Annotated in this window: 18 protein-coding genes and 2 pseudogenes; 18 read left to right on the top strand and 2 right to left on the bottom strand. The window is 60.9% G+C overall.

Annotated features, from left to right (window positions below):
* Window positions 1–13: 13 nt before the first annotated feature.
* From nuoH to OEG82_RS14955, 15 genes and pseudogenes are all read left to right on the top strand, one after another.
* Entirely contained in the window at window positions 14–1,060 is a 1,047-nt protein-coding gene (gene nuoH / locus OEG82_RS15025) for an NADH-quinone oxidoreductase subunit NuoH (protein WP_267613205.1), read from the top strand.
* 58 nt (window positions 1,061–1,118) lie between these two features.
* On the top strand, window positions 1,119–1,604 hold the full coding sequence (gene nuoI / locus OEG82_RS15020; protein ID WP_197078416.1) for an NADH-quinone oxidoreductase subunit NuoI: 486 nt from the start codon (window positions 1,119–1,121) through the stop codon (window positions 1,602–1,604).
* Window positions 1,605–1,745: 141 nt separating this feature from the next.
* Entirely contained in the window at window positions 1,746–2,360 is a 615-nt protein-coding gene (locus OEG82_RS15015; protein ID WP_267613204.1) for an NADH-quinone oxidoreductase subunit J, read from the top strand.
* A gap of 26 nt (window positions 2,361–2,386) precedes the next feature.
* Window positions 2,387–2,695, top strand: a complete 309-nt coding sequence (gene nuoK / locus OEG82_RS15010; RefSeq protein WP_047029814.1) for an NADH-quinone oxidoreductase subunit NuoK — start codon at window positions 2,387–2,389, stop codon at window positions 2,693–2,695.
* Between the two features lie 7 nt (window positions 2,696–2,702).
* On the top strand, window positions 2,703–4,688 hold the full coding sequence (gene nuoL / locus OEG82_RS15005; RefSeq protein ID WP_267613203.1) for an NADH-quinone oxidoreductase subunit L: 1,986 nt from the start codon (window positions 2,703–2,705) through the stop codon (window positions 4,686–4,688).
* Window positions 4,688–6,199, top strand: a complete 1,512-nt coding sequence (locus OEG82_RS15000; RefSeq protein WP_267613202.1) for an NADH-quinone oxidoreductase subunit M — start codon at window positions 4,688–4,690, stop codon at window positions 6,197–6,199. Before nuoL ends, OEG82_RS15000 begins: the two co-directional genes overlap by 1 nt.
* Before the next feature lie 20 nt (window positions 6,200–6,219).
* Entirely contained in the window at window positions 6,220–7,662 is a 1,443-nt protein-coding gene (gene nuoN / locus OEG82_RS14995) for an NADH-quinone oxidoreductase subunit NuoN (protein ID WP_267613201.1), read from the top strand.
* A gap of 18 nt (window positions 7,663–7,680) precedes the next feature.
* Window positions 7,681–8,421: a biotin--[acetyl-CoA-carboxylase] ligase gene (locus tag OEG82_RS14990; RefSeq protein ID WP_267613200.1), complete on the top strand. Its 741-nt coding sequence runs from the start codon at window positions 7,681–7,683 to the stop codon at window positions 8,419–8,421.
* A 27-nt stretch (window positions 8,422–8,448) separates the two neighbouring features.
* Window positions 8,449–10,120: pseudogene (locus OEG82_RS14985) on the top strand (ribonuclease J).
* A 10-nt stretch (window positions 10,121–10,130) separates the two neighbouring features.
* Window positions 10,131–10,535: a methylmalonyl-CoA epimerase gene (gene mce, locus OEG82_RS14980; RefSeq protein WP_267613199.1), complete on the top strand. Its 405-nt coding sequence runs from the start codon at window positions 10,131–10,133 to the stop codon at window positions 10,533–10,535.
* Window positions 10,536–10,597: 62 nt separating this feature from the next.
* The gene (locus tag OEG82_RS14975; RefSeq protein WP_267613198.1) at window positions 10,598–10,879 is read left to right on the top strand and encodes a DUF1467 family protein; all 282 of its coding nucleotides are present in this window, start codon (window positions 10,598–10,600) and stop codon (window positions 10,877–10,879) included.
* Between the two features lie 131 nt (window positions 10,880–11,010).
* Window positions 11,011–11,244 (top strand): hypothetical protein, encoded by a 234-nt coding sequence (locus OEG82_RS14970; protein ID WP_267613197.1) that lies wholly within the window; start codon window positions 11,011–11,013, stop codon window positions 11,242–11,244.
* A 476-nt stretch (window positions 11,245–11,720) separates the two neighbouring features.
* Window positions 11,721–13,063, top strand: a pseudogene (gene proS / locus OEG82_RS14965) (proline--tRNA ligase).
* A 29-nt stretch (window positions 13,064–13,092) separates the two neighbouring features.
* Window positions 13,093–14,394: a lipoprotein-releasing ABC transporter permease subunit gene (locus tag OEG82_RS14960; RefSeq protein WP_267613196.1), complete on the top strand. Its 1,302-nt coding sequence runs from the start codon at window positions 13,093–13,095 to the stop codon at window positions 14,392–14,394.
* 53 nt (window positions 14,395–14,447) lie between these two features.
* Window positions 14,448–15,110: an ABC transporter ATP-binding protein gene (locus tag OEG82_RS14955; RefSeq protein WP_425497652.1), complete on the top strand. Its 663-nt coding sequence runs from the start codon at window positions 14,448–14,450 to the stop codon at window positions 15,108–15,110.
* Window positions 15,111–15,178: 68 nt separating this feature from the next.
* Here the strand turns inward: OEG82_RS14955 and OEG82_RS14950 are convergent, their stop codons facing one another.
* Entirely contained in the window at window positions 15,179–15,934 is a 756-nt protein-coding gene (locus tag OEG82_RS14950; RefSeq protein ID WP_267613194.1) for an alpha/beta hydrolase family protein, read from the bottom strand.
* A 204-nt stretch (window positions 15,935–16,138) separates the two neighbouring features.
* The gene (locus OEG82_RS14945) at window positions 16,139–16,816 is read right to left on the bottom strand and encodes an alpha/beta hydrolase (protein ID WP_267613193.1); all 678 of its coding nucleotides are present in this window, start codon (window positions 16,814–16,816) and stop codon (window positions 16,139–16,141) included.
* 246 nt (window positions 16,817–17,062) lie between these two features.
* On the opposite strand from OEG82_RS14945, the gene OEG82_RS14940 reads away from it, so the two are divergent.
* From OEG82_RS14940 to OEG82_RS14930, 3 genes are all read left to right on the top strand, one after another.
* Window positions 17,063–18,235 (top strand): cysteine desulfurase family protein, encoded by a 1,173-nt coding sequence (locus OEG82_RS14940; protein ID WP_267613192.1) that lies wholly within the window; start codon window positions 17,063–17,065, stop codon window positions 18,233–18,235.
* A 155-nt stretch (window positions 18,236–18,390) separates the two neighbouring features.
* Entirely contained in the window at window positions 18,391–19,860 is a 1,470-nt protein-coding gene (sufB, locus tag OEG82_RS14935; RefSeq protein ID WP_267613191.1) for a Fe-S cluster assembly protein SufB, read from the top strand.
* A gap of 153 nt (window positions 19,861–20,013) precedes the next feature.
* Entirely contained in the window at window positions 20,014–20,181 is a 168-nt protein-coding gene (locus OEG82_RS14930; RefSeq protein ID WP_267613190.1) for a hypothetical protein, read from the top strand.
* Window positions 20,182–20,237: the final 56 nt, after the last annotated feature.

Raw genomic sequence — 20,237 nt, 5'->3', positions numbered from 1 at the left:
GGCGGGACACATCATGGACGGTTTCATCTCAACTTACCTGTGGCCTGCAGCCATCATGCTGGGGCAGTCGCTGCTGCTGCTGGTCTCGCTGCTGATCTTTGTCGCCTATATCCTGTATGCCGACCGCAAGATCTGGGCTGCCGTGCAGCTGCGCCGCGGCCCCAATGTGGTCGGTCCCTGGGGGCTGTTCCAGTCCTTTGCCGACCTTCTGAAATTCGTCTTCAAGGAGCCGGTGATTCCGTCGGGCGCCAACAAGGGCGTGTTCCTGCTGGCGCCGCTGGTCGCGGTGACGCTGGCGCTTGCGACCTGGGCGGTGATTCCGGTCAGCGCAGGCTGGGTGATCGCCGACATCAATGTCGGCATCCTGTTTGTCTTCGCGATCTCGTCGCTCGAAGTCTACGGCATCATCATGGGCGGCTGGGCCTCGAACTCGAAATACCCGTTTTTGGGCGCGCTCCGGTCTGCGGCACAGATGGTGTCCTACGAGGTCTCGATCGGCTTTGTCATTGTCTCGGTGCTGCTTTGCGTCGGCTCGCTCAATCTGACCGACATCGTCATGGCGCAGTCCAACGGCATCGGCACCCGCATGGGCCTGCCCAATTCGCTGTTTGACTGGCACTGGTTCGTGCTGTTCCCGCTGTTCATCATCTTCTTCATCTCGGCACTTGCCGAAACCAACCGTCCGCCATTCGATCTGCCCGAGGCCGAATCCGAACTCGTGGCCGGCTTCATGGTCGAATACGGCTCGACGCCATACATGATGTTCATGCTGGGCGAATATGCGGCCATCGTGCTGATGTGCGCGCTGACAACGATCCTGTTCCTGGGTGGATGGCTGCCGCCGGTGGATGTGTGGTTCCTCAACTGGGTGCCCGGCATCATCTGGTTCGTGCTCAAGGCCTGCATGGTGTTCTTCATGTTCGCCATGGTGAAGGCGTTCGTGCCGCGCTACCGCTATGACCAGTTGATGCGCCTGGGCTGGAAGGTCTTCCTGCCGCTGTCGCTGGGCATGCTGGTGATCGTGGCCTTCGTTCTCAAATTGACGGGAACAGCCCCATGATCCGCACCACCGTTTCCAACACCGGGCTGAACCAGCCACGCAAGAGCGGAGTCTGACCATGTTAGCTCAAGCCGCAAAATCGCTGTTCCTGAAGGAGTTCGTTGGCGCGTTCTTCCTGTCGATGCGCTATTTCTTCGCGCCCAAGGCGACGTTGAACTATCCCAATGAAAAGGGACCGGTCAGCCCGCGCTTCCGCGGCGAGCACGCGCTCCGGCGCTATCCCAACGGCGAAGAACGCTGCATCGCCTGCAAATTGTGCGAGGCGATCTGCCCGGCACAGGCGATCACCATCGAGGCCGGTCCGCGGCGCAATGACGGCACCCGCCGCACGGTGCGCTACGACATCGACATGGTGAAGTGCATCTATTGCGGCTTCTGCCAGGAAGCCTGTCCGGTCGATGCCATCGTCGAAGGACCGAATTTCGAATTCGCGACCGAAACGCGCGAAGAACTCTATTACGACAAGGACCGGCTGCTCGCCAATGGCGACCGCTGGGAACGGGAACTCGCTCGCAACATCGCGATCGATTCGCCCTACAGATAAGACACCGAAGCGGCGCACCGGTTGGGCGCGCTGTTTTGAAACCTACGCGGGGCAGGGGACGGCATCAGCCAATCCCGCCCTTATTCGGGCCAGGGACAGACGGTTCCTGTTACCCGTGAGAAAGACGAAAAGGCGCCGATCATGGGTCTGCAGGCTCTGTTTTTCTATTTGTTTGCCTTCGTGGCAGTGGCATCCGCCTTCATGGTGATCGCGGCCCGCAATCCCGTGCATTCGGTTTTGTTCCTGATTCTCACCTTCTTCAACGCCGCCGGACTGTTCCTGCTCACCGGCGCCGAATTCCTGGCGATGATCCTGCTGGTGGTCTATGTCGGCGCGGTAGCGGTGCTGTTCCTGTTCGTGGTGATGATGCTGGATGTCGATTTCGCCGAAATGAAGTCCGGCGCGCTCGAATACGCGCCGATGGGCGCGCTTGTCGGGATCATTCTCGCCGCCGAACTGATCGTGGTCCTGGCCGGCAACGCCTTCAATCCGGCGGCCGCGGGCAGCGGCGCCAATCCGATACCGCCGCTGAGCGAGCGCACCAACACCGAAGCGCTCGGCGACGTGCTCTACACCGATTTCATCTTCTACTTCCAGATCGCCGGACTGGTGCTTCTGGTGGCCATGATCGGCGCCATCGTGCTGACGCTCAGGCATCGTGAACACATCAAACGGCAAGACATCAACCAGCAGGTCGCCCGGACACCCGAAACCGCTATGGAAGTGGTCAAGGTCAAACCCGGCCAGGGCATTTGAACGCGGCGACGTGAAGGAACAAGCGAATGGAAATCGGACTCTCCCATTACCTGACTGTCAGCGCGATCCTGTTCACGCTCGGCATTTTCGGGATTTTCCTGAACCGGAAGAATGTGATCGTCATCCTGATGTCGATCGAGCTCATTCTGCTGGCCGTCAATCTGAACATGGTGGCGTTTTCGATGCATCTCAATGACATCGTCGGTCAGGTATTCGCGCTGTTGATCCTGACGGTGGCCGCAGCGGAAGCGGCGATCGGTCTGGCCATTCTCGTCGTCTTCTACCGAAACCGCGGCTCCATTGCCGTGGAAGACGTCAACATGATGAAGGGCTGAGAGAGCCATGTACCAAGCTATCGTCTTTCTTCCTCTTCTGGGCGCCCTCATTGCCGGCTTCGGCGGCCGTGCCATCGGCGCCAAGGCGTCGGAATATGTCACGACATCGTTCCTGATCGTTGCGGCGCTGCTGTCATGGGTGGCGTTCTTCACCATCGCCATGGGCCATGGCGAAATGGTCCGTATCCCGATCATGCGCTGGATCGATTCGGGCGCTATGAGCGTCGAGTGGTCGCTGCGCATCGACACGCTGACGGCAGTCATGCTGGTGGTGGTCAATACCGTGTCTTGCCTGGTCCATGTCTATTCGATCGGCTACATGCACAATGACCCGCACCGGCCGCGCTTCTTCGCCTATCTGTCGTTCTTCACCTTCGCCATGCTGATGCTGGTGACCTCGGACAATCTGCTGCAGATGTTCTTCGGCTGGGAAGGCGTCGGCGTGGCCTCCTATCTGCTGATCGGTTTCTGGTACAAGAAGCCGTCCGCCAATGCCGCGGCAATGAAGGCCTTCATCGTCAACCGGGTCGGCGACTTCGGCTTCCTGCTCGGCATCTTCGGCCTGTTCGTTCTGTTCGGCTCGGCCTCCTTCGACACGATCTTTGCCAGTGCCGCCGACTACCTGCCGGCCGAAGGCGCCGAAGCGGGCGACGCGGTGATCACGCTGTTCGGCATGCAGCTCGACAAGGCGCATGCGCTGACCGGCATCTGCTTGCTCCTGTTCATGGGCGCCATGGGCAAGTCGGCACAGTTCCTGCTGCACACCTGGTTGCCCGACGCGATGGAAGGCCCGACACCCGTGTCGGCGCTGATCCATGCCGCGACCATGGTCACCGCCGGTGTGTTCCTGGTAGCGCGCATGTCGCCGATCTTTGAATTGTCGCCCGATGCCTTGACCTTCGTCACCTGGATCGGAGCGATCACGGCCTTCTTCGCAGCCACCGTCGGCCTGGTGCAGAACGACATCAAGCGGGTGATCGCCTATTCGACCTGTTCGCAGCTTGGCTACATGTTCGTGGCGCTCGGCATCGGCGCCTATGGCGGCGCCATCTTCCACCTTTTCACCCATGCCTTCTTCAAGGCGCTGTTGTTCCTTGGCGCCGGTTCGGTGATCCATGCCGTCTCCGACGAGCAGGACATGCGGCGCATGGGCGGCCTGCGCAAGAAGATCCCGACGACCTACTGGATGATGATCATCGGCACCATCGCGCTCACCGGCGTCGGCATTCCCGGCACGCTGATCGGCACCGCCGGGTTCTTCTCCAAGGACATCATCATTGAATCGGCCTATGCCGCGCATGGGTCCGCCGCCGGCATCGCCTTCGGCCTGCTGGTGATCGCGGCGCTGTTTACCAGCTTCTATTCCTGGCGGCTGATCTTCATGACCTTCCACGGCAAGCCGCGGGCGTCTGCCGATGTGATGCATCACGCCCATGAATCACCGATGGTGATGCTGGTTCCGCTGTTCATCCTGGCTGCCGGTGCGCTGTTCGCCGGCGTGGTGTTCAAGGAGTTCTTCTTCGGTCATGAATATGCCGAGTTCTGGAAGGGGGCGCTGTTTACCGGCGCCGGCAACGAGATCCTTGAGGAATTCCACCATGTGCCGCTGTGGGTCAAGCTGAGCCCGTTCGTGGCCATGCTGCTGGGGCTTGTGACCGCCTGGTACTTCTACATTCGTTCGCCTGAAACGCCCAAGCGGCTGGCCGAGGATCATCGCGTCCTCTACCAGTTCCTGCTCAACAAATGGTATTTCGACGAGCTTTACGACTTCATCTTTGTCCGGCCTGCAAAATGGCTCAGCACCTTCCTGTGGAAGCAGGGCGATGTCCGCATCATTGACGGCTATGGCCCCAATGGTGTTGTCGCCCGCGCGCAGGATATTACCGGCTGGGTTGTCCGGCTGCAGACCGGATATCTTTACCACTACGCCTTCGTGATGCTGATCGGAATTGCAGCGCTTGTCACATGGATGATGCTCGGGAGTGCATTCTGATGACCGATTGGCCACTTTTGTCAGTTGTCACCTTCATACCGCTGATCTGTGTGTTGTTTCTGCTGCCGATCAAGGATGACACCGAGATCGGACGGCGCAATATCCGTCAGGTCGCATTGCTCGGAACCACCGCGACCTTCGTGATGTCGCTCTTGATCTGGGCGAGTTTCGATGTCAGCGACCCTGGCTTCCAGATGGTGGAAGCCATCGATCTACCCGGCTCGATGTTCTCCTATGCCATGGGCGTCGACGGCATTTCGATGCTGTTCGTCATCCTCACCACCTTCCTGATGCCGCTGTGCATCCTGGCAAGCTGGAAATCGGTCGAATCCCGCGTGCGGGAATACATGATCGCCTTCCTGGTGCTCGAGACGATGATGATCGGCGTGTTCTGCGCGCTCGACATCGTGCTGTTCTACGTCTTCTTCGAGGCGGGCCTGATTCCGATGTTCATCATCATCGGCGTGTGGGGCGGCAAGCGCCGTGTTTATGCCAGCTTCAAGTTCTTCCTCTACACGCTGGCCGGCTCGGTGCTGATGCTGCTGGCGATCATGGCGATGTACTGGGATGCCGGCACGACCGACATTCGCGCTCTGCTGGCCTATGATTTCCCGGCGGAAATGCAGACTTGGCTGTGGCTGGCGTTCTTTGCTTCCTTTGCGGTGAAGATGCCGATGTGGCCGGTGCATACCTGGTTGCCGGATGCCCATGTCGAGGCCCCGACCGCCGGCTCGGTGATCCTGGCCGGCGTGCTGCTCAAGCTCGGCGGCTACGGCTTCCTGCGCTTCTCGCTGCCGATGTTCCCGCTGGCTTCCGCCGATTTCGCACCCTTCATCTTCACCCTGTCGGTTGTTGCCATCGTCTACACCTCGCTGGTGGCGCTGATGCAGGAAGACATGAAGAAGCTGATTGCCTATTCGTCGGTCGCTCATATGGGCTTCGTGACCATGGGTATCTTCGCCGCCAACCAGCAGGGCGTGCAGGGCGCGATCTTCCAGATGCTCAGCCATGGTCTGATCTCCAGCGCGCTGTTCCTCTGTGTCGGCGTGATCTATGACCGGATGCACACCCGCGAGATCGCCGCCTATGGCGGTCTGGTCAAGAACATGCCGAAATTTGCGGTGGTGTTCATGCTGTTCACCATGGCCAATGTCGGTCTGCCCGGCACCTCCGGTTTCGTCGGCGAATTCCTGACGCTGATCGGCGTGTTCCAGGTCAATACCTGGGTGGCACTGTTTGCCACCACCGGCGTGATCCTGTCGGCGGCCTATGCATTGTGGCTGTATCGCCGGGTCGTCTTCGGCGCCCTGGAAAAGGAAAGCCTGAAGGCCATGCTCGATCTGTCGGGCCGCGAGAAAGTGATCCTGTATCCGCTTGTGGCGCTGACAATTCTCTTTGGTGTCTATCCGGCGCCAATCTTTGATGTGACGGCAGCTTCGGTTGACGCGCTGATCAACAACTACTCGGCTTCGCTGCAGGCAGCGCGCGATCTCGCGCTGTCGGTTAACTGAGCTACGGAGACTGCGGGACCATGACGCCAGAGATACTCACTTCCAGCCTACAGCTTGCCGTTCCCGAACTCATGCTGGCCGTCGGCGCCATGCTGCTCCTGATGGTCGGCGTGTTTTCCGGCGAAAAGTCGGTCACGCTGGTCAACGGACTGGCCGTGGCGCTGTTGATCATGGCCGGACTGGTGCTGGTGCTGGTGACCGGCAATGGCGAAGCCTTCAACGGCGCCTTCCTGTCCGATCCCTTTGCGCGCTTCATGAAGGTGCTGGCGCTGATCGGCTCGATCACCGCCATGGTGATGACCGTGGGTCATGCCAAGTCCGAACGCATCGACAAGTTCGAGTTCCCGGTGCTGATCGTGCTGGCGACCCTCGGCATGCTGCTGATGATTTCCGCCAATGACCTGATGGCGCTCTATATGGGCCTCGAGCTGCAGTCGCTGGCGCTCTATGTGGTTGCCGCCATCAACCGCGACAGCACCCGCTCGACCGAGGCTGGCCTCAAATATTTCGTGCTCGGCGCGCTGTCCTCCGGGATGCTGCTTTATGGCGCGTCGCTGGTCTACGGCTATACCGGCCATACCGGCTTCGACGAGATCGCCGCGGCGATTGCCGACAGCGAGCGCTCGCTCGGCCTGGTGTTCGGCCTGGTGTTCCTGCTGGCCGGCATTGCCTTCAAGATCTCGGCCGTTCCGTTCCACATGTGGACGCCGGATGTTTATGAGGGCGCGCCGACACCGGTCACCGCGTTCTTCTCCGCGGCTCCCAAGATTGCCGCCATGGCGCTTTTCGTGCGCATCGTCATCGTCGCCTTCGAGCCGGTGACCATCGACTGGCAGCAGATCGTGGTGTTCATTTCGATCGCCTCGATGGTGCTCGGCGCCTTTGCCGCGATCGGCCAGAAGAACATCAAGCGGCTGATGGCCTATTCCTCCATCGCCCATATGGGCTTTGCGCTGGTCGGGCTTGCCGCCGGCAGCCAGGCCGGCGTGCGGGGCGTGATCCTCTACATGCTGATCTACATGGTGATGACGCTGGGCACATTTGCCTGCATCCTGGCCATGCGCCGCAAGGAAGACGGCAATGTCGAGCAGATCGACGATCTGGCCGGCCTGTCCTCGACCAATCCGTTCATGGCGCTGATGCTGACTATCCTGATGTTCTCGCTGGCCGGCATTCCGCCGCTGGCAGGCTTCTTCGGCAAGTATTTCGTCTTTGTCGCGGCGATCGAGGCCAAGCTCTATGGCCTGGCCATCATCGGCGTGCTGGCATCGGTGGTCGGCGCCTATTACTATCTGCGGATCATCAAGATCATGTGGTTTGATCAGCCTTCCGGCAATTTCGTGCCGGTGGCGGGCGAGCTCAAGCTGGTGTTCGGTGTTTCGGGACTGTTCGTGCTGTTTTATGTGCTGGTTTCCAACCCGCTGGGTCTTGCCGCAGACGTTGCCGCGAAGACGTTCTTCTAGAATGCGGCGGCGGGCCGTATGAAGGCACTGGACTTCCGCCATGTTGAACTGGGCGACGTTGCTTCCACCAATGTGGAATGCATGGAGCGCGCCAGGGCCGGCGAGGCGGGCGGTCTCTGGATCACGGCGGTGCGCCAGACCGGCGGCCGTGGCCGCAGGGGCCGGGTCTGGGTTTCCGAGCCAGGCAATCTGTATTCGTCGCTGCTGCTGATCGATCCGGCGCCCTGGGCGCAGATGCCGAGCCTGCCGCTGGCGGTGACGCTCGCCGTGCACCAGGCCGTTGCAAAGGTCCTGCCGGGCAAGGCGGGGGCCTTGCGGATCAAGTGGCCCAATGACGTGCTGGTCGATGGCTGCAAGACGGCCGGCATCCTGATCGAGGCCGAGCAGCTTGCGGATGGCCGCAGGGCAGTCGTGATCGGCTGTGGTATCAATGTCGCGCACCGGCCCGAGACGGGCCTCTACCCGGCCACATGCCTGGCAGAGCAGGGCAGTTCGGCGACGCCGCAGACCCTGTTTGCGCAACTGGTGGTTTCCATGAGTGAAGCGCTTGCTGTATGGGATCAGGGACGCGGACTTTCGCGGATCCGCGATGCGTGGCTTGAGCGCGCCAACGGCATCGGAAAGCCGGTGACAGTAAATTTGCCAGACCGCCAACTTCAGGGTGTGTTTGACGGAATAGACGGCGAGGGCAGGTTGATGCTTGCTCTGCCGGACGGACAAAAGCAGATGATCGCCTCCGGCGACGTGTTTTTCTCCTGATCATGATGTGACCAGACAGGATAATTGATGACAAAAGACCAGGATCTCGTATTCGTACCACTCGGTGGCGTTGGCGAAATAGGCATGAACCTCGCGCTCTACGGCTACGGCTCGCCGAAACTGCGTGAATGGATCATGGTTGATTGCGGCGTGACCTTTCCGGGACCGGAACTTCCCGGTGTCGATCTGGTGCTGCCGGACATCAAGTTCGTCAAGAGCCTGGGCAAGCAGCTCAAGGCGATCATCATCACCCATGCGCATGAGGATCACTACGGTGCCCTGGCGCAGCTCTGGCCGCGGCTCGACAATGTCCCGGTCTATGCATCCGCCTTCACCGCCGGAATGCTGGAAGCCAAGCGCGCCTATGAGCGCACCCGCGCCGAAGTGCCGATTCACCAGTTCAAGGCCGGCGAGCGCTTTACCGTCGGACCCTTCGAAGTCGAACCGGTTGCGGTCAACCATTCGATTCCCGAGCCGTTCTCGCTGGCGATCCGCACCCCGCTGGGCAATCTGATCCATACCGGTGACTGGAAGATCGATCTGACGCCTTCGCTGGGACCGCTGACTGATGAAAACCGGTTCCGGCAGCTGGGCGAGGAGGGCATCCTCGCCATGATGTGCGATTCCACCAACGCCATGCGCGAAGGGGTGTCGCCCTCGGAAAAGGAAATCAGCGCCGGTTTGCGCGAAGTCATCGAACGGGCCGAAGGCCGGGTGGCGATCACCACATTCTCTTCCAATGTCGGACGTATCCGCTCGATCGCCGAAGCCGCGCGTGACGCCGGCCGCGAAGTGCTGCTGCTGGGCAGTTCGATCAAGCGGGTGGTCAATGTCGCCACCGAACTCGGCATGATGGACGGAATTCCGGAATTCCTCGCCGAAGACGAATATGGCTACATTCCGCGCGACAAGGTGGTTGTCATCCTCACCGGCAGCCAGTGGCGAGCCGCGTGCGGCGCTGGCCAAGCTGTCGCGCGATGAAATGCGCAATGTGGCGCTGACGTCGGGCGACACCGTGGTGTTTTCCTCGCGCGCCATTCCCGGCAATGAAAAGGGCATCATCGACATCAAGAACGGCCTGATCGAGCAGGGCGTCAAGATCGTCACCGACGCCGATGCCTTGGTTCATGTTTCGGGCCATCCGCGCCGCACCGAACTGGTGCAGATGTATGAATGGGTCAAGCCGAAGATCCTGGTCCCGGTGCATGGCGAGGCCGCGCATCTGACGGCGCAGGCAGCCCTGGCGCAGGCCTCGGGCATCGAGATCACCCCGCGGGTGCGCAATGGCGACATTCTGCGGCTGGCGCCCGGTGCGCCGGAAGTCATCGGCCAAGCGCATCACGGCCGGATCTACAAGGATGGTCACCTCATCGGCGATTTCGACGAGGTGGGCATTTCCGAACGGCGCAAACTGTCGTTCACCGGTCATGTCGCGGTTAATGTGCTGCTTGATCATCGCCTGGAATTCCAGCGTGATCCGGTGGTCGTCGCCATCGGCCTGCCTGCCGTCGACGGCGAGGGCGACGAGATGGAAGACATTCTCTATGACGCGGTGCTGGGTGCGGTCGAAAGCATTCCGCGCGGCCGCCGCAAGGACACCGACGGTGTGCGCGAGGCAATTCGCCGCTCTGTTCGCGCCGCGGCAAACGAGGTATGGGGCAAGAAGCCGATCGTGACCGTCTTCGTCAACAAGGTGTGAGGCAGCAGGAATGCTTGGACGTCTGAACCATGTCGCCATTGCGGTGCCGGACCTTGCCGCGGCAAGCGCCCAGTACCGCACCATGCTCGGGGCCGAGGTGACGGAGCCTCAGGTCCTGCCCGAGCATGGGGTGACCGTGGTGTTCATCGTTCTGCCCAACACCAAGATCGAATTGCTGGAACCGCTGGGAAAAGATTCGCCGATCACGGCGTTTCTGGCCAAGAACCCGTCGGGCGGCATGCATCATGTCTGCTACGAGGTCGATGACATCCTGGCCGCGCGTGACCGTCTTCGCCAGGAAGGGGCACGCGTGCTCGGTGATGGCGAACCCAGGCTGGGCGCGCACGACAAGCCGGTGCTGTTTCTGCATCCGAAGGATTTCAACGGCACGCTGATTGAACTCGAGCAGGCCTGAGACTGACACCGCAGCGTTTTGGCGAGCCGCAAGACTTCACTGGCGCCACAAGGAAGATCATCATGGGTTTCGGAACCGGTTTTGCGATCTATTTCATCATCTGGTGGGTGGTGCTGTTTACGGTATTGCCGTTCTCGTCGCGCAGCCAGGCCGACGAGGGCGATGTGACGCTCGGCACCACACACAGCGCGCCGGCGAATTTCCGCTTCGGCCCGATCTTCTGGCGCACCACGCTTATTTCCGGAGTGGTGTTCGGCGCCTATCTCCTGATCACAGTGGTCGGCGGCTACACGCTTGACGACCTGATCTCGCTGTCGCCGGATTTCATGCCTTCAGGCAACTGAGGCCATCTGTGACAGGGCGGGCGGATGCCAGCCGTTTGACCCGGGCCTGACTGCCACACCAAAGATCATGGAACTTTGCCGTTCGGTCTCCGTTGGAGAAACGAACCGCAATTGATCCATGGAGACTTGCAATGGCCGATTCCCAGAACACGTCGAAACGCCTCACCGAAGCCGATCTGGCCCAGGACAAGATGGGTGACAATTCCCTGCAGGGCAATGATCAGTCCAATGTGCGCAACCAGCGCCAGGCCGTTCCGGACGTCAAGCAGGAGCCGGACGACAGCGTCGTCGAAAGCCTGGAAAAGATGGACAAGGACGTCCGCGCCGAGCGGGAACTGAACAAGGGCGCGCGCAACTCCGGTTGACGGGCGCCGCTTTCGCGCCGGCGCCAATTGTTGCGCCGCGTCAATGGCCTGAAGGCAACGCCCGATACAGGCGAGCGGATGCCCAGCAACCGGCCAGACAACAGTCAAAAAAAACAAGGCGTAAAGCCTTGTTGTAAAAGTATCGCGTGATCTATTTCCCGGTTACCCGGGGGCAGCGAACAAAGCGCGCCTGAGATCCAATCCTCCCAAGACTTTGACCGCGAAATGGGCGTTTCCCAGTGGGAAATGCCTCTTTAGTGAGCTTTATTTACCGCAATCGAATGCGCTTGTCACCTGTTTTATATCATTTTTAGGCAGGCCCGCCCGCACAAAAGCGCTCGCCCGCCCGATCCGGCCCGCAACACCTGCTTCCACGGGTTTTCTTTGCAGGGCGAAGCGGATAAGAACGCTTTGCACGTCAACCCTCAATTTGCCTGATTCAGCCACCAAGGCTTGTTGTCGAACCGGATTATCCCATGCGTCTGTCCAGATATTTTTTGCCCATACTGAAGGAAAACCCCAAGGATGCGGAAATCGTCTCCCACCGCCTGATGGCGCGTGCCGGCATGATCAAGCAGCAATCCGCCGGGATCTATTCGTGGCTGCCGCTGGGCAAGCGCGTGCTCGACAAGGTCTGCAACATCGTCCGTGAAGAGCAGAACCGGGCTGGCGCCATCGAGATTCTGATGCCGACCGTTCAGCCTGCCGATCTGTGGAAGGAGAGCGGGCGCTACGACGATTACGGCCAGGAGATGCTGCGCATCAATGACCGTAATGACCGCGAGATGCTGTACGGGCCGACCAATGAGGAGATGGTCACCGACATCTTCCGGTCCTACGTCAAGTCGTACAAGGACCTGCCGCTCAACCTCTATCATATCCAGTGGAAGTTCCGCGACGAGCGCCGGCCCCGTTTCGGCGTCATGCGCGGCCGCGAATTCCTGATGAAGGACGCCTATTCCTTCGACCTCGATTACGAAGCGTCGCAGGCAGCCTACAACCGGATGTTCGTGTCCTATCTGCGCACTTTTGAGCGCTGTGGTCTCAAGTCGATCCCGATGCGCGCTGACACCGGCCCGATCGGCGGCAGCCTCAGCCATGAATTCATCGTTCTGGCCGAAACCGGCGAATCCCAGGTGTTCTGCCACCGCGATTTCGAAGCCTTCGAGGTGCCGGGCGCGGACATGAATTACGACGATGCCGCGGCCGTTGCCGCCGTGGTCGACAAGTGGACAACACCTTTGCCGCCACCGACGAGATCATGGACAAGGAAGACTGGGCGCGCGAGGCCTGGGACGGGCTTGGCGAAGACAGCCGCGTGTCCGCCCGCGGCATCGAGGTCGGCCACATCTTCCATTTCGGCACCAAATATTCCGAGCCGATGAACGCTGTTGTTCAAGGGCCCGATGGCAAGCAGCATGCAGTTTCGATGGGCTCCTACGGCATTGGCCCTTCGCGCTTGCTGGGCGCCATCATCGAGGCCTCGCATGATGAAAACGGCATCATCTGGCCCAAGGGCGTGGCGCCCTTCGATGTCGGGCTGATCAACATGAAGCCGGGTGACGCGGGTTGCGATGCAGCCTGCGAAAAGATCGAGTCAGCACTTGAAAATGCCGGGCTCGAAGTGCTTTACGATGACACCGATGAACGCGCCGGCGCCAAATTCGCCGGGGCCGACCTGATCGGCCTGCCGCTGCAGGTGATTGCCGGTCCGCGCTCGGTGGCCGAGGGCAATGTCGAGATCAAGGTGCGCGCCACCGGTGAACGCGAAACCCTGTCGCTCGACGAGGCCATCAACCGCCTCGCGCAAGCCCGCTAGCAGATAGTCCGCCCAAAGGGATTTTGCGCATGACCGATACGGACGTCGACAACCTGCCGATTACGCCATCGCCGTCGGCGAAGCCGTTTTCTGCGTTCGAGCGCATGGTGGCGTGGCGCTATTTGCGCTCGCGCCGCAAGGAAGCCTTCATTTCGGTGATTGCTGGCTTTTCATTCGTCGGAATCATGCTCGGCGTCGCGACGCTGATCATCGTCATGGCGGTGATGAACGGGTTTCGCGGCGAACTGATCACCCGCATCCTGGGCATCAATGGCCACATGATCGTGCAGCCGATCGACCGGCCGCTGGAGGATTACGAATCGCTCGCCGAACGGCTCAAGGCGGTCAAGGGCGTGACGATGGCGATCCCGCTGGTCGAAGGCCAGACGCTTGCGTCAGGCGTCGGCGGGGCAGGCACCGGAGCCCTGGTGCGCGGCATTCGCGCCGAAGATTTCCAGTCGATGAAAATCGTTTCCGACAATATCCGCTCCGGCGATCTGCTCGGTTTCGTGGCCGGCGACGGTGTGGCGATCGGCTCGCGCATGGCGCAGTCGCTCGGACTGGGCGCGGGCGACCGCATCACCCTGGTCGCACCCGAAGGGGACGTGACGCCCTTCGGCATGACGCCGAGGGTGAAAAGCTACGTGGTCTCGGCCATCTTCGAGGTCGGCATGTCCGAATATGATTCCTCGATCATCTACATGCCGCTCGAGGAGGCGCAGCTCTATTTCAATTCCGAGGGGCTGGTGCAATCCATCGAGGTCTTTGTCGACGAGCCCGACGAGATCGACACCATGCGACCGCTGATCGAGGCGGCGGCCGAGCGGCAGATCTTCATCACCGACTGGCGGCAACGCAACCAGACCTTCTTCTCGGCGCTGCAGGTCGAGCGCAATGTGATGTTCATGATCCTGACGCTGATCATTCTGGTGGCGGCACTCAACATCGTGTCCGGACTGATCATGCTGGTCAAGGACAAGGGCCGCGACATCGCCATCCTGCGCACCATGGGCGCGACCTCTGGATCGGTGATGCGGATATTCTTCATGACCGGTGCTGCGATCGGCGTCACCGGCACCATTGCGGGGTTCCTGCTTGGCGTGGTCGTGTGTCTCAATGTCGAGCGCATCCGCCAGTTTTTCTCCTGGCTGTCCGGCACGACGCTGTTCAATCCGGAACTGTATTTCCTCAGCCAGTTGCCCGCCGACATGGATTCGGGCGAAACCATCATCGTTCTGGTGGTGGCGCTGGTCCTGTCCTTCATTGCCACCCTGATCCCGTCCTGGCGCGCTTCCAAGCTCGATCCGGTACAGGCCCTGCGATATGAATAACGGAGCGCGATATGAGTAACGGGGCGCGCGAAGGGGGACATCCGGTTCTCCAGATGGTCGATGTCGGCCGCCATTTCCTGCAGGGCGAGAACCAGATCTCGATCCTCAATGGCGCCAATTTCACGCTGGACGCCGGTGAGACGGTGGCGCTTGTCGCTCCCTCGGGAACCGGCAAGTCAACGCTTTTGCATCTGGCGGGTCTGCTGGAGCGGCCTGATGATGGCGACATCATCATCAATGGCGAGGCCTGCGGGCACTTGCCCGATGAGCGCCGGACCGCAATCCGCCGCTCCGAGATCGGCTTTGTCTACCAGTTCCATCACCTGCTGCCGGAATTTACGGCGCTTGAGAACATCATGATGCCGCAGCTGATCACCGGCCTGCCCAAGGCCGAAGCCAGCGAGCGCGCCGCGCAACTGCTCGACTATATGCGCATCGGCCACCGCGCCGGTCACCGCCCGTCGGAACTCTCGGGCGGCGAGCAGCAGCGCGTCGCCATCGCCCGCGCCGTGGCCAATGCGCCGCTGATCCTGTTTGCCGATGAACCCACCGGCAATCTCGACCCCGAAACTGCCGGCTATGTGTTCGAGGCGCTTGACGCGCTGGTGCGAGAATCAGGCCTGTCGGCTGTGATCGCCACCCACAACCATGATCTTGCCAGCCTGATGGACCGCCGCGTGACGCTGCAGGACGGGCTGGTGGTTGAGCTCACCTAATGGCGGGTTGGTGGCGGGCCGGCCGGGTTTGCAAGCGTGCGGAAGTCCAGCTTGGCTGAACGATTGGGTTATCTGGTTTCCTTGAGCAGTACCCGCAAGAAAGTTCCTTCCAGTTGTCGGTCCCAGTGACCGGCACCGGAAACCTGCATGAATGTGGCATCCACTCCGTTTTTCCGCGCTTTTGCGACATAGGCCTCGGCCAGGGCCGGCCAAGTCACCTTGTCGGCTTCGCCGGTCATGGCGATGAGCCGGGTTTCCGGGCTGATCTTGCCGGCGAACTTGATGGCGGATTCCTTTTCGGATCGCGGGAAGGGGCGGTGTTTGGCTCTCCATTTCCTGATGTCACACGGGCAGGCGACCAGGAGTGCCGTGTCGACCAGGCCGGGATAGCGGCCGATGATGGCGCCCAGTTGCGCTGCGCCGCCGGAATGGCCCGCGACAATGAGCTTGGCGTCAGGATATGAATCCCGAATGGATTGCAGCGTCTGCGCGACCAGATCATTGTTTTTCCGGGTATACTGGTCTCGCCTGTCATGGTTGGTGCCCGGGCTTTTGAGCCCCTGACCGTTTTCATAGCCCGGCCTCAACAGGGCAATGGCGGTGCTGCCCTTGGCTCGAGCCGCCACGACTTTCATCAGCGCTTCATGGTAGTTTGCCGGCCCGCCCCTCGACACGTCACCATGCAGGAAGACCACCACAAGCTTGTCGCCCGCGCCGAAGCTCTGGCCGTTCAGTGGCCCGAAGCTTTCTGCCGCAACGGATGCATGGGGGGATGAGACCAGCATGATCAGTGCAATCAGCTGCAGAACCAGAGACCTTGGCATGACGAGTGTCCTCCATAGAACCAAACGGCCACAGGAGCATGGCATTTGGTGTCCGGGCACCATTAGAGCCCGTTATCCGGTGCGTGCCAATTACCGCTATGGGTAATGTGAAGGCGATTTTCTCCGGTTCTGACGTGTGAAGCACAAAAAAACACGGCGGATATTCTCCGCCGTGCTCTCGTAGTCTGCCTTGAGTGACGTCGCCTAGCGCAGGCGCTTGGCTGTTGTCTCCGGCACCAGTTCGCCGGCGAGGCGGCGGTCGAGATAGTCTTCGCATTCTGCCATCAGCTCATCGACCTGTCCGGTGAAGAAATGGTTGGCACCGGGCATGGTCTTCTGGGTGATCAGAATGCCCTTTTGCAGCTTGAGCTTTTCGACCAGGCCGTTGACGTCCTTTTCAGGCGCCACCCGGTCGGCATCGCCGTGGATGATCAGGCCGGACGAGGGGCAGGGGGCCAGGAACGAGAAGTCATAGGTGTTGGGCTGCGGCGCGATCGAGAAGAAGCCCTCGATTTCCGGCCGCCGCATCAACAGCTGCATGCCGATCCAGGCGCCGAAGGAATAGCCGGCAACCCAGCAGCTTTTTGAGTCCGGATGCAGGCTCTGCACCCAGTCCAGCGCGCCTGCGGCATCGGAGAGCTCGCCCGAGCCGTGGTCGAAATCGCCCTGGCTGCGGCCGATCGAGCGGAAGTTGAAGCGGAGCGTGGTGAAGCCACGCTGCTGGAACATGTAGAACAGCTGGTAGACGATCTGGTTGTTCATCGTGCCGCCGAACTGCGGATGCGGGTGCAGGATGATGGCGATCGGCGCGTTCTTTTCCTTGCCGGGCTGGTAGCGGCCTTCAAGACGTCCGGCGGGTCCATTGAAAATGACTTCAGGCATTGGTACTCCATGCATGGGCTGGGTTCGCGCGGCGTGTCATTCGTTTCCGGGACACTGGCAGGCGGTTGGATATCGCATCCGCGCCCTTGACGACGGCGGGGCGGCTCCTTAGAACCTAGTTTAGAATCGTTCGAAACTGCAGCGGGTTCGCTGAAAGTTGATGTGTCTTACGGCATCGGACACCGAAAATTCAAGAAAAATGCGTCCGTCACGTCAGGACGCCACGATCAACAGGTTGAGGGTATCATGGCGGACGGGCGCCTCTATCTCGATTACAACGCAACCGCGCCGCTATTGCCAGCCGCGCGCGAGGCGATGCTTGAGGCGATGGCGCTGCCTGGAAACCCGTCTTCGGTTCACGCGGAAGGGCGTCAGGCCCGCGCGGTGGTCTCGCGTGCGCGCGAAGCCGTCGCCCGGCTGTGCCAGGTTACCGCCGCCCAGGTCACCTTCTGTTCGGGCGCCACCGAAGCTGCCAACCACGTTCTGACGCCGGATTTCCGCATGGGCCGGTCGGCCGTGCGGGTGTCGCGCTTGCTGGTCAGCGCAGTCGAGCATCCCGCTGTCCTGGCTGGCGGCCGCTTTGGTGCCGACCAGCTGAGCGTCCTTCCGGTCGATACCGCCGGACGGCTTGATCTTGACGCGCTGGATGCAGCCCTTGCCGCCCATGACCCGTCCACCGGTCAGGTGATGCTGGCGCTGCAGCTTGCCAACAACGAGACCGGCGTGATCCAGCCGGTGCGGGTCGCAGCCGACAGGGTCAAGGCGCATCACGGGCTCATGGTGGTCGACGCGGTGCAGGGCGCCGGGCGGCTGTCGCTCTCGCTTGATGAGCTGGGTGCCGATTTCCTGATCCTTTCAGGCCACAAGATGGGCGGTCCCAAGGGCGTGGGCGCGCTTGTCAGCGCCGGCGAAACCCTGATGCCCGCACCGCTGTTGCGCGGCGGCGGCCAGGAAAAGGGCCATCGCGGCGGCACCGAGAATCTGACCGGCCTTGCCGGTGTCTGTGCTGCAGCCGGGATTGCGGCGGATGGCCTTGCCGATATCGCCGCGGTGGCGACGATGCGCGACGGCATGGAAGCCGGGATGCGCGACCTGGCGCCGGATGTGATCCTGCATGGCGCCATTGCCGAACGGCTCGCCAATACCAGCTTCTTTTCACTGCCCGGCCTGAAGGCCGAAACCGCACAGATCGCCTTCGACATGGAAGGCGTGGCGGTGTCTGCCGGCTCGGCCTGTTCGTCGGGCAAGATCGGCGAGAGCCACGTGCTCAAGGCCATGGGCGCCGATGCCGATCTCGGAGCAATCCGGGTCAGCCTGGGACACGCCCACACCATCGAGGACATCGAGAGATTTCTCGATGTGTTTGGCACCATCAATGCCCGGCGGCTGGCCCGCAAGGCGACACAGACCGCCGCGTGAGGGTCTGACACGAATACCGTTCGCAAATGCGAGAAATTTTGCGAATGACATGGCGAAGACAGTCGTCCCGCCTTACATAGTGATGAAGCCCAAAGGGGCACATCATTCGACGTTAGCAAGCTGCCGGCCTTGACCCGGCAAGATTGGAGAGCGCCATGCCTGCAGTGCAGGAGACCATCGATCAGGTCCGTCAGATTGACGTGGATCAGTACAAGTATGGTTTTGAGACCGTCATCGAAAGCGATACGGCGCCAAAGGGCCTGACCGAAGACACGATCCGCATGATCTCGGCCAAGAAGAACGAGCCCGAATGGATGCTGGAATGGCGTCTGGACGCGTTCAAGCGCTGGCTGACCATGGAAGAGCCGAGCTGGGCCCGGGTCGACTATCCGAAGATCGACTTCCAGGACATCCATTATTATTCGGCGCCAAAGAGCACCGCTGGTCCGACCTCAATTGATGACGTCGATCCGGAATTGCTGCGGGTCTACGAAAAACTCGGCATTCCGCTGCGCGAGCAGGAAATCCTCGCCGGCGTGCAGCAGTCGAAGATCGCCGTCGATGCGGTGTTCGATTCGGTCTCGGTCGTCACCACCTTTAAGAAAGAGCTTTCCCAGGCCGGCGTGATCTTCATGTCGATCTCGGAAGCCATGCGCGAATATCCCGAACTGGTGCAGAAACATCTCGGCACCGTGGTTCCGGTCACCGACAATTATTACGCCACGCTCAACGCGGCGGTGTTTACCGACGGATCCTTCGTCTATGTGCCCAAGGGCGTTCGCTGCCCGATGGAGCTGTCGACCTATTTCCGCATCAACGAGAAGAACACCGGCCAGTTCGAACGCACGCTGATCATCGCGGAAGAGGGCGCCTATGTGTCCTATCTCGAAGGTTGCACGGCGCCGCAGCGCGACGAGAACCAGCTGCATGCCGCGGTCGTCGAACTGATCGCCATGGATGACGCCGAGATCAAGTACTCGACGGTTCAGAACTGGTATCCGGGCGACAAGGACGGCAAGGGCGGGATCTACAATTTCGTCACCAAGCGCGGCGATTGCCGTGGCAAGAACTCCAAGATCTCCTGGACCCAGGTCGAGACCGGTTCGGCGATCACCTGGAAATACCCGTCCTGCATCCTGCGCGGCGACGGTTCGCGCGGCGAGTTCTATTCGATTGCGGTGTCGAACGGCTATCAGCAGATCGATTCCGGCACCAAGATGATCCATCTGGGCAAGAACACCTCGAGCCGGATCATCTCCAAGGGGATTTCCGCCGGGCATTCGTCCAATACCTATCGCGGCCAGGTTTCGGCCCACCGCAAGGCGTCGAATGCGCGCAATTTCACCCAGTGCGACAGCTTGCTGATCGGCAATGAGTGCGGTGCGCATACGGTGCCTTACATCGAGGCGAAGAACTCGACGGCGCAGTTCGAGCATGAGGCGACGACTTCGAAGATTTCCGAGGACCAGCTGTTTTACTGCCTGGCCCGCGGCATTCCCGAGGAAGAAGCCATCGCGCTGATCGTCAACGGCTTTGTGCGTGAAGTGATCCAGGAACTGCCGATGGAATTTGCGGTGGAAGCCCAGAAGCTGATCGGGATTTCGCTGGAAGGCTCCGTGGGCTGATGTTGCTCTCACCCGTCATCCTCGGGCCTGTCCCGAGGATCTGGTGTAGGGCGGCTCGATTGACGATCTTCTGGAGGCTATATCGCGCGGCGTTTGCAGGGTTAGCCGAACGACGACGACTGAACCGGTAGCTGGATCAACAGGGGTGAGATGATGAGTATCGATGCAACCGCGATTGCCTGGTACGCCGTCATTTGCGGCATTTTATCGGCGCTTGCCCCGAGTTTTGGCGGCAGGCTGGTGCGGATCTCGATCGGCGCCGTTGTCGGGATTGTGGCAGCCACCGTGCTGCCGCTGCTAAGAGGCCTGACGGGACTGTGACACGAACTCTGCCGCCCCGAATGAGCGCAGGCAGATATCTGAATTGAATACGAGTT

It is taken from the genome of Hoeflea ulvae (genome assembly GCF_026619435.1).
Lineage (GTDB): Bacteria > Pseudomonadota > Alphaproteobacteria > Rhizobiales > Rhizobiaceae > Hoeflea > Hoeflea ulvae.
This window is presented reverse-complemented; position numbering and strand designations above follow the sequence as displayed.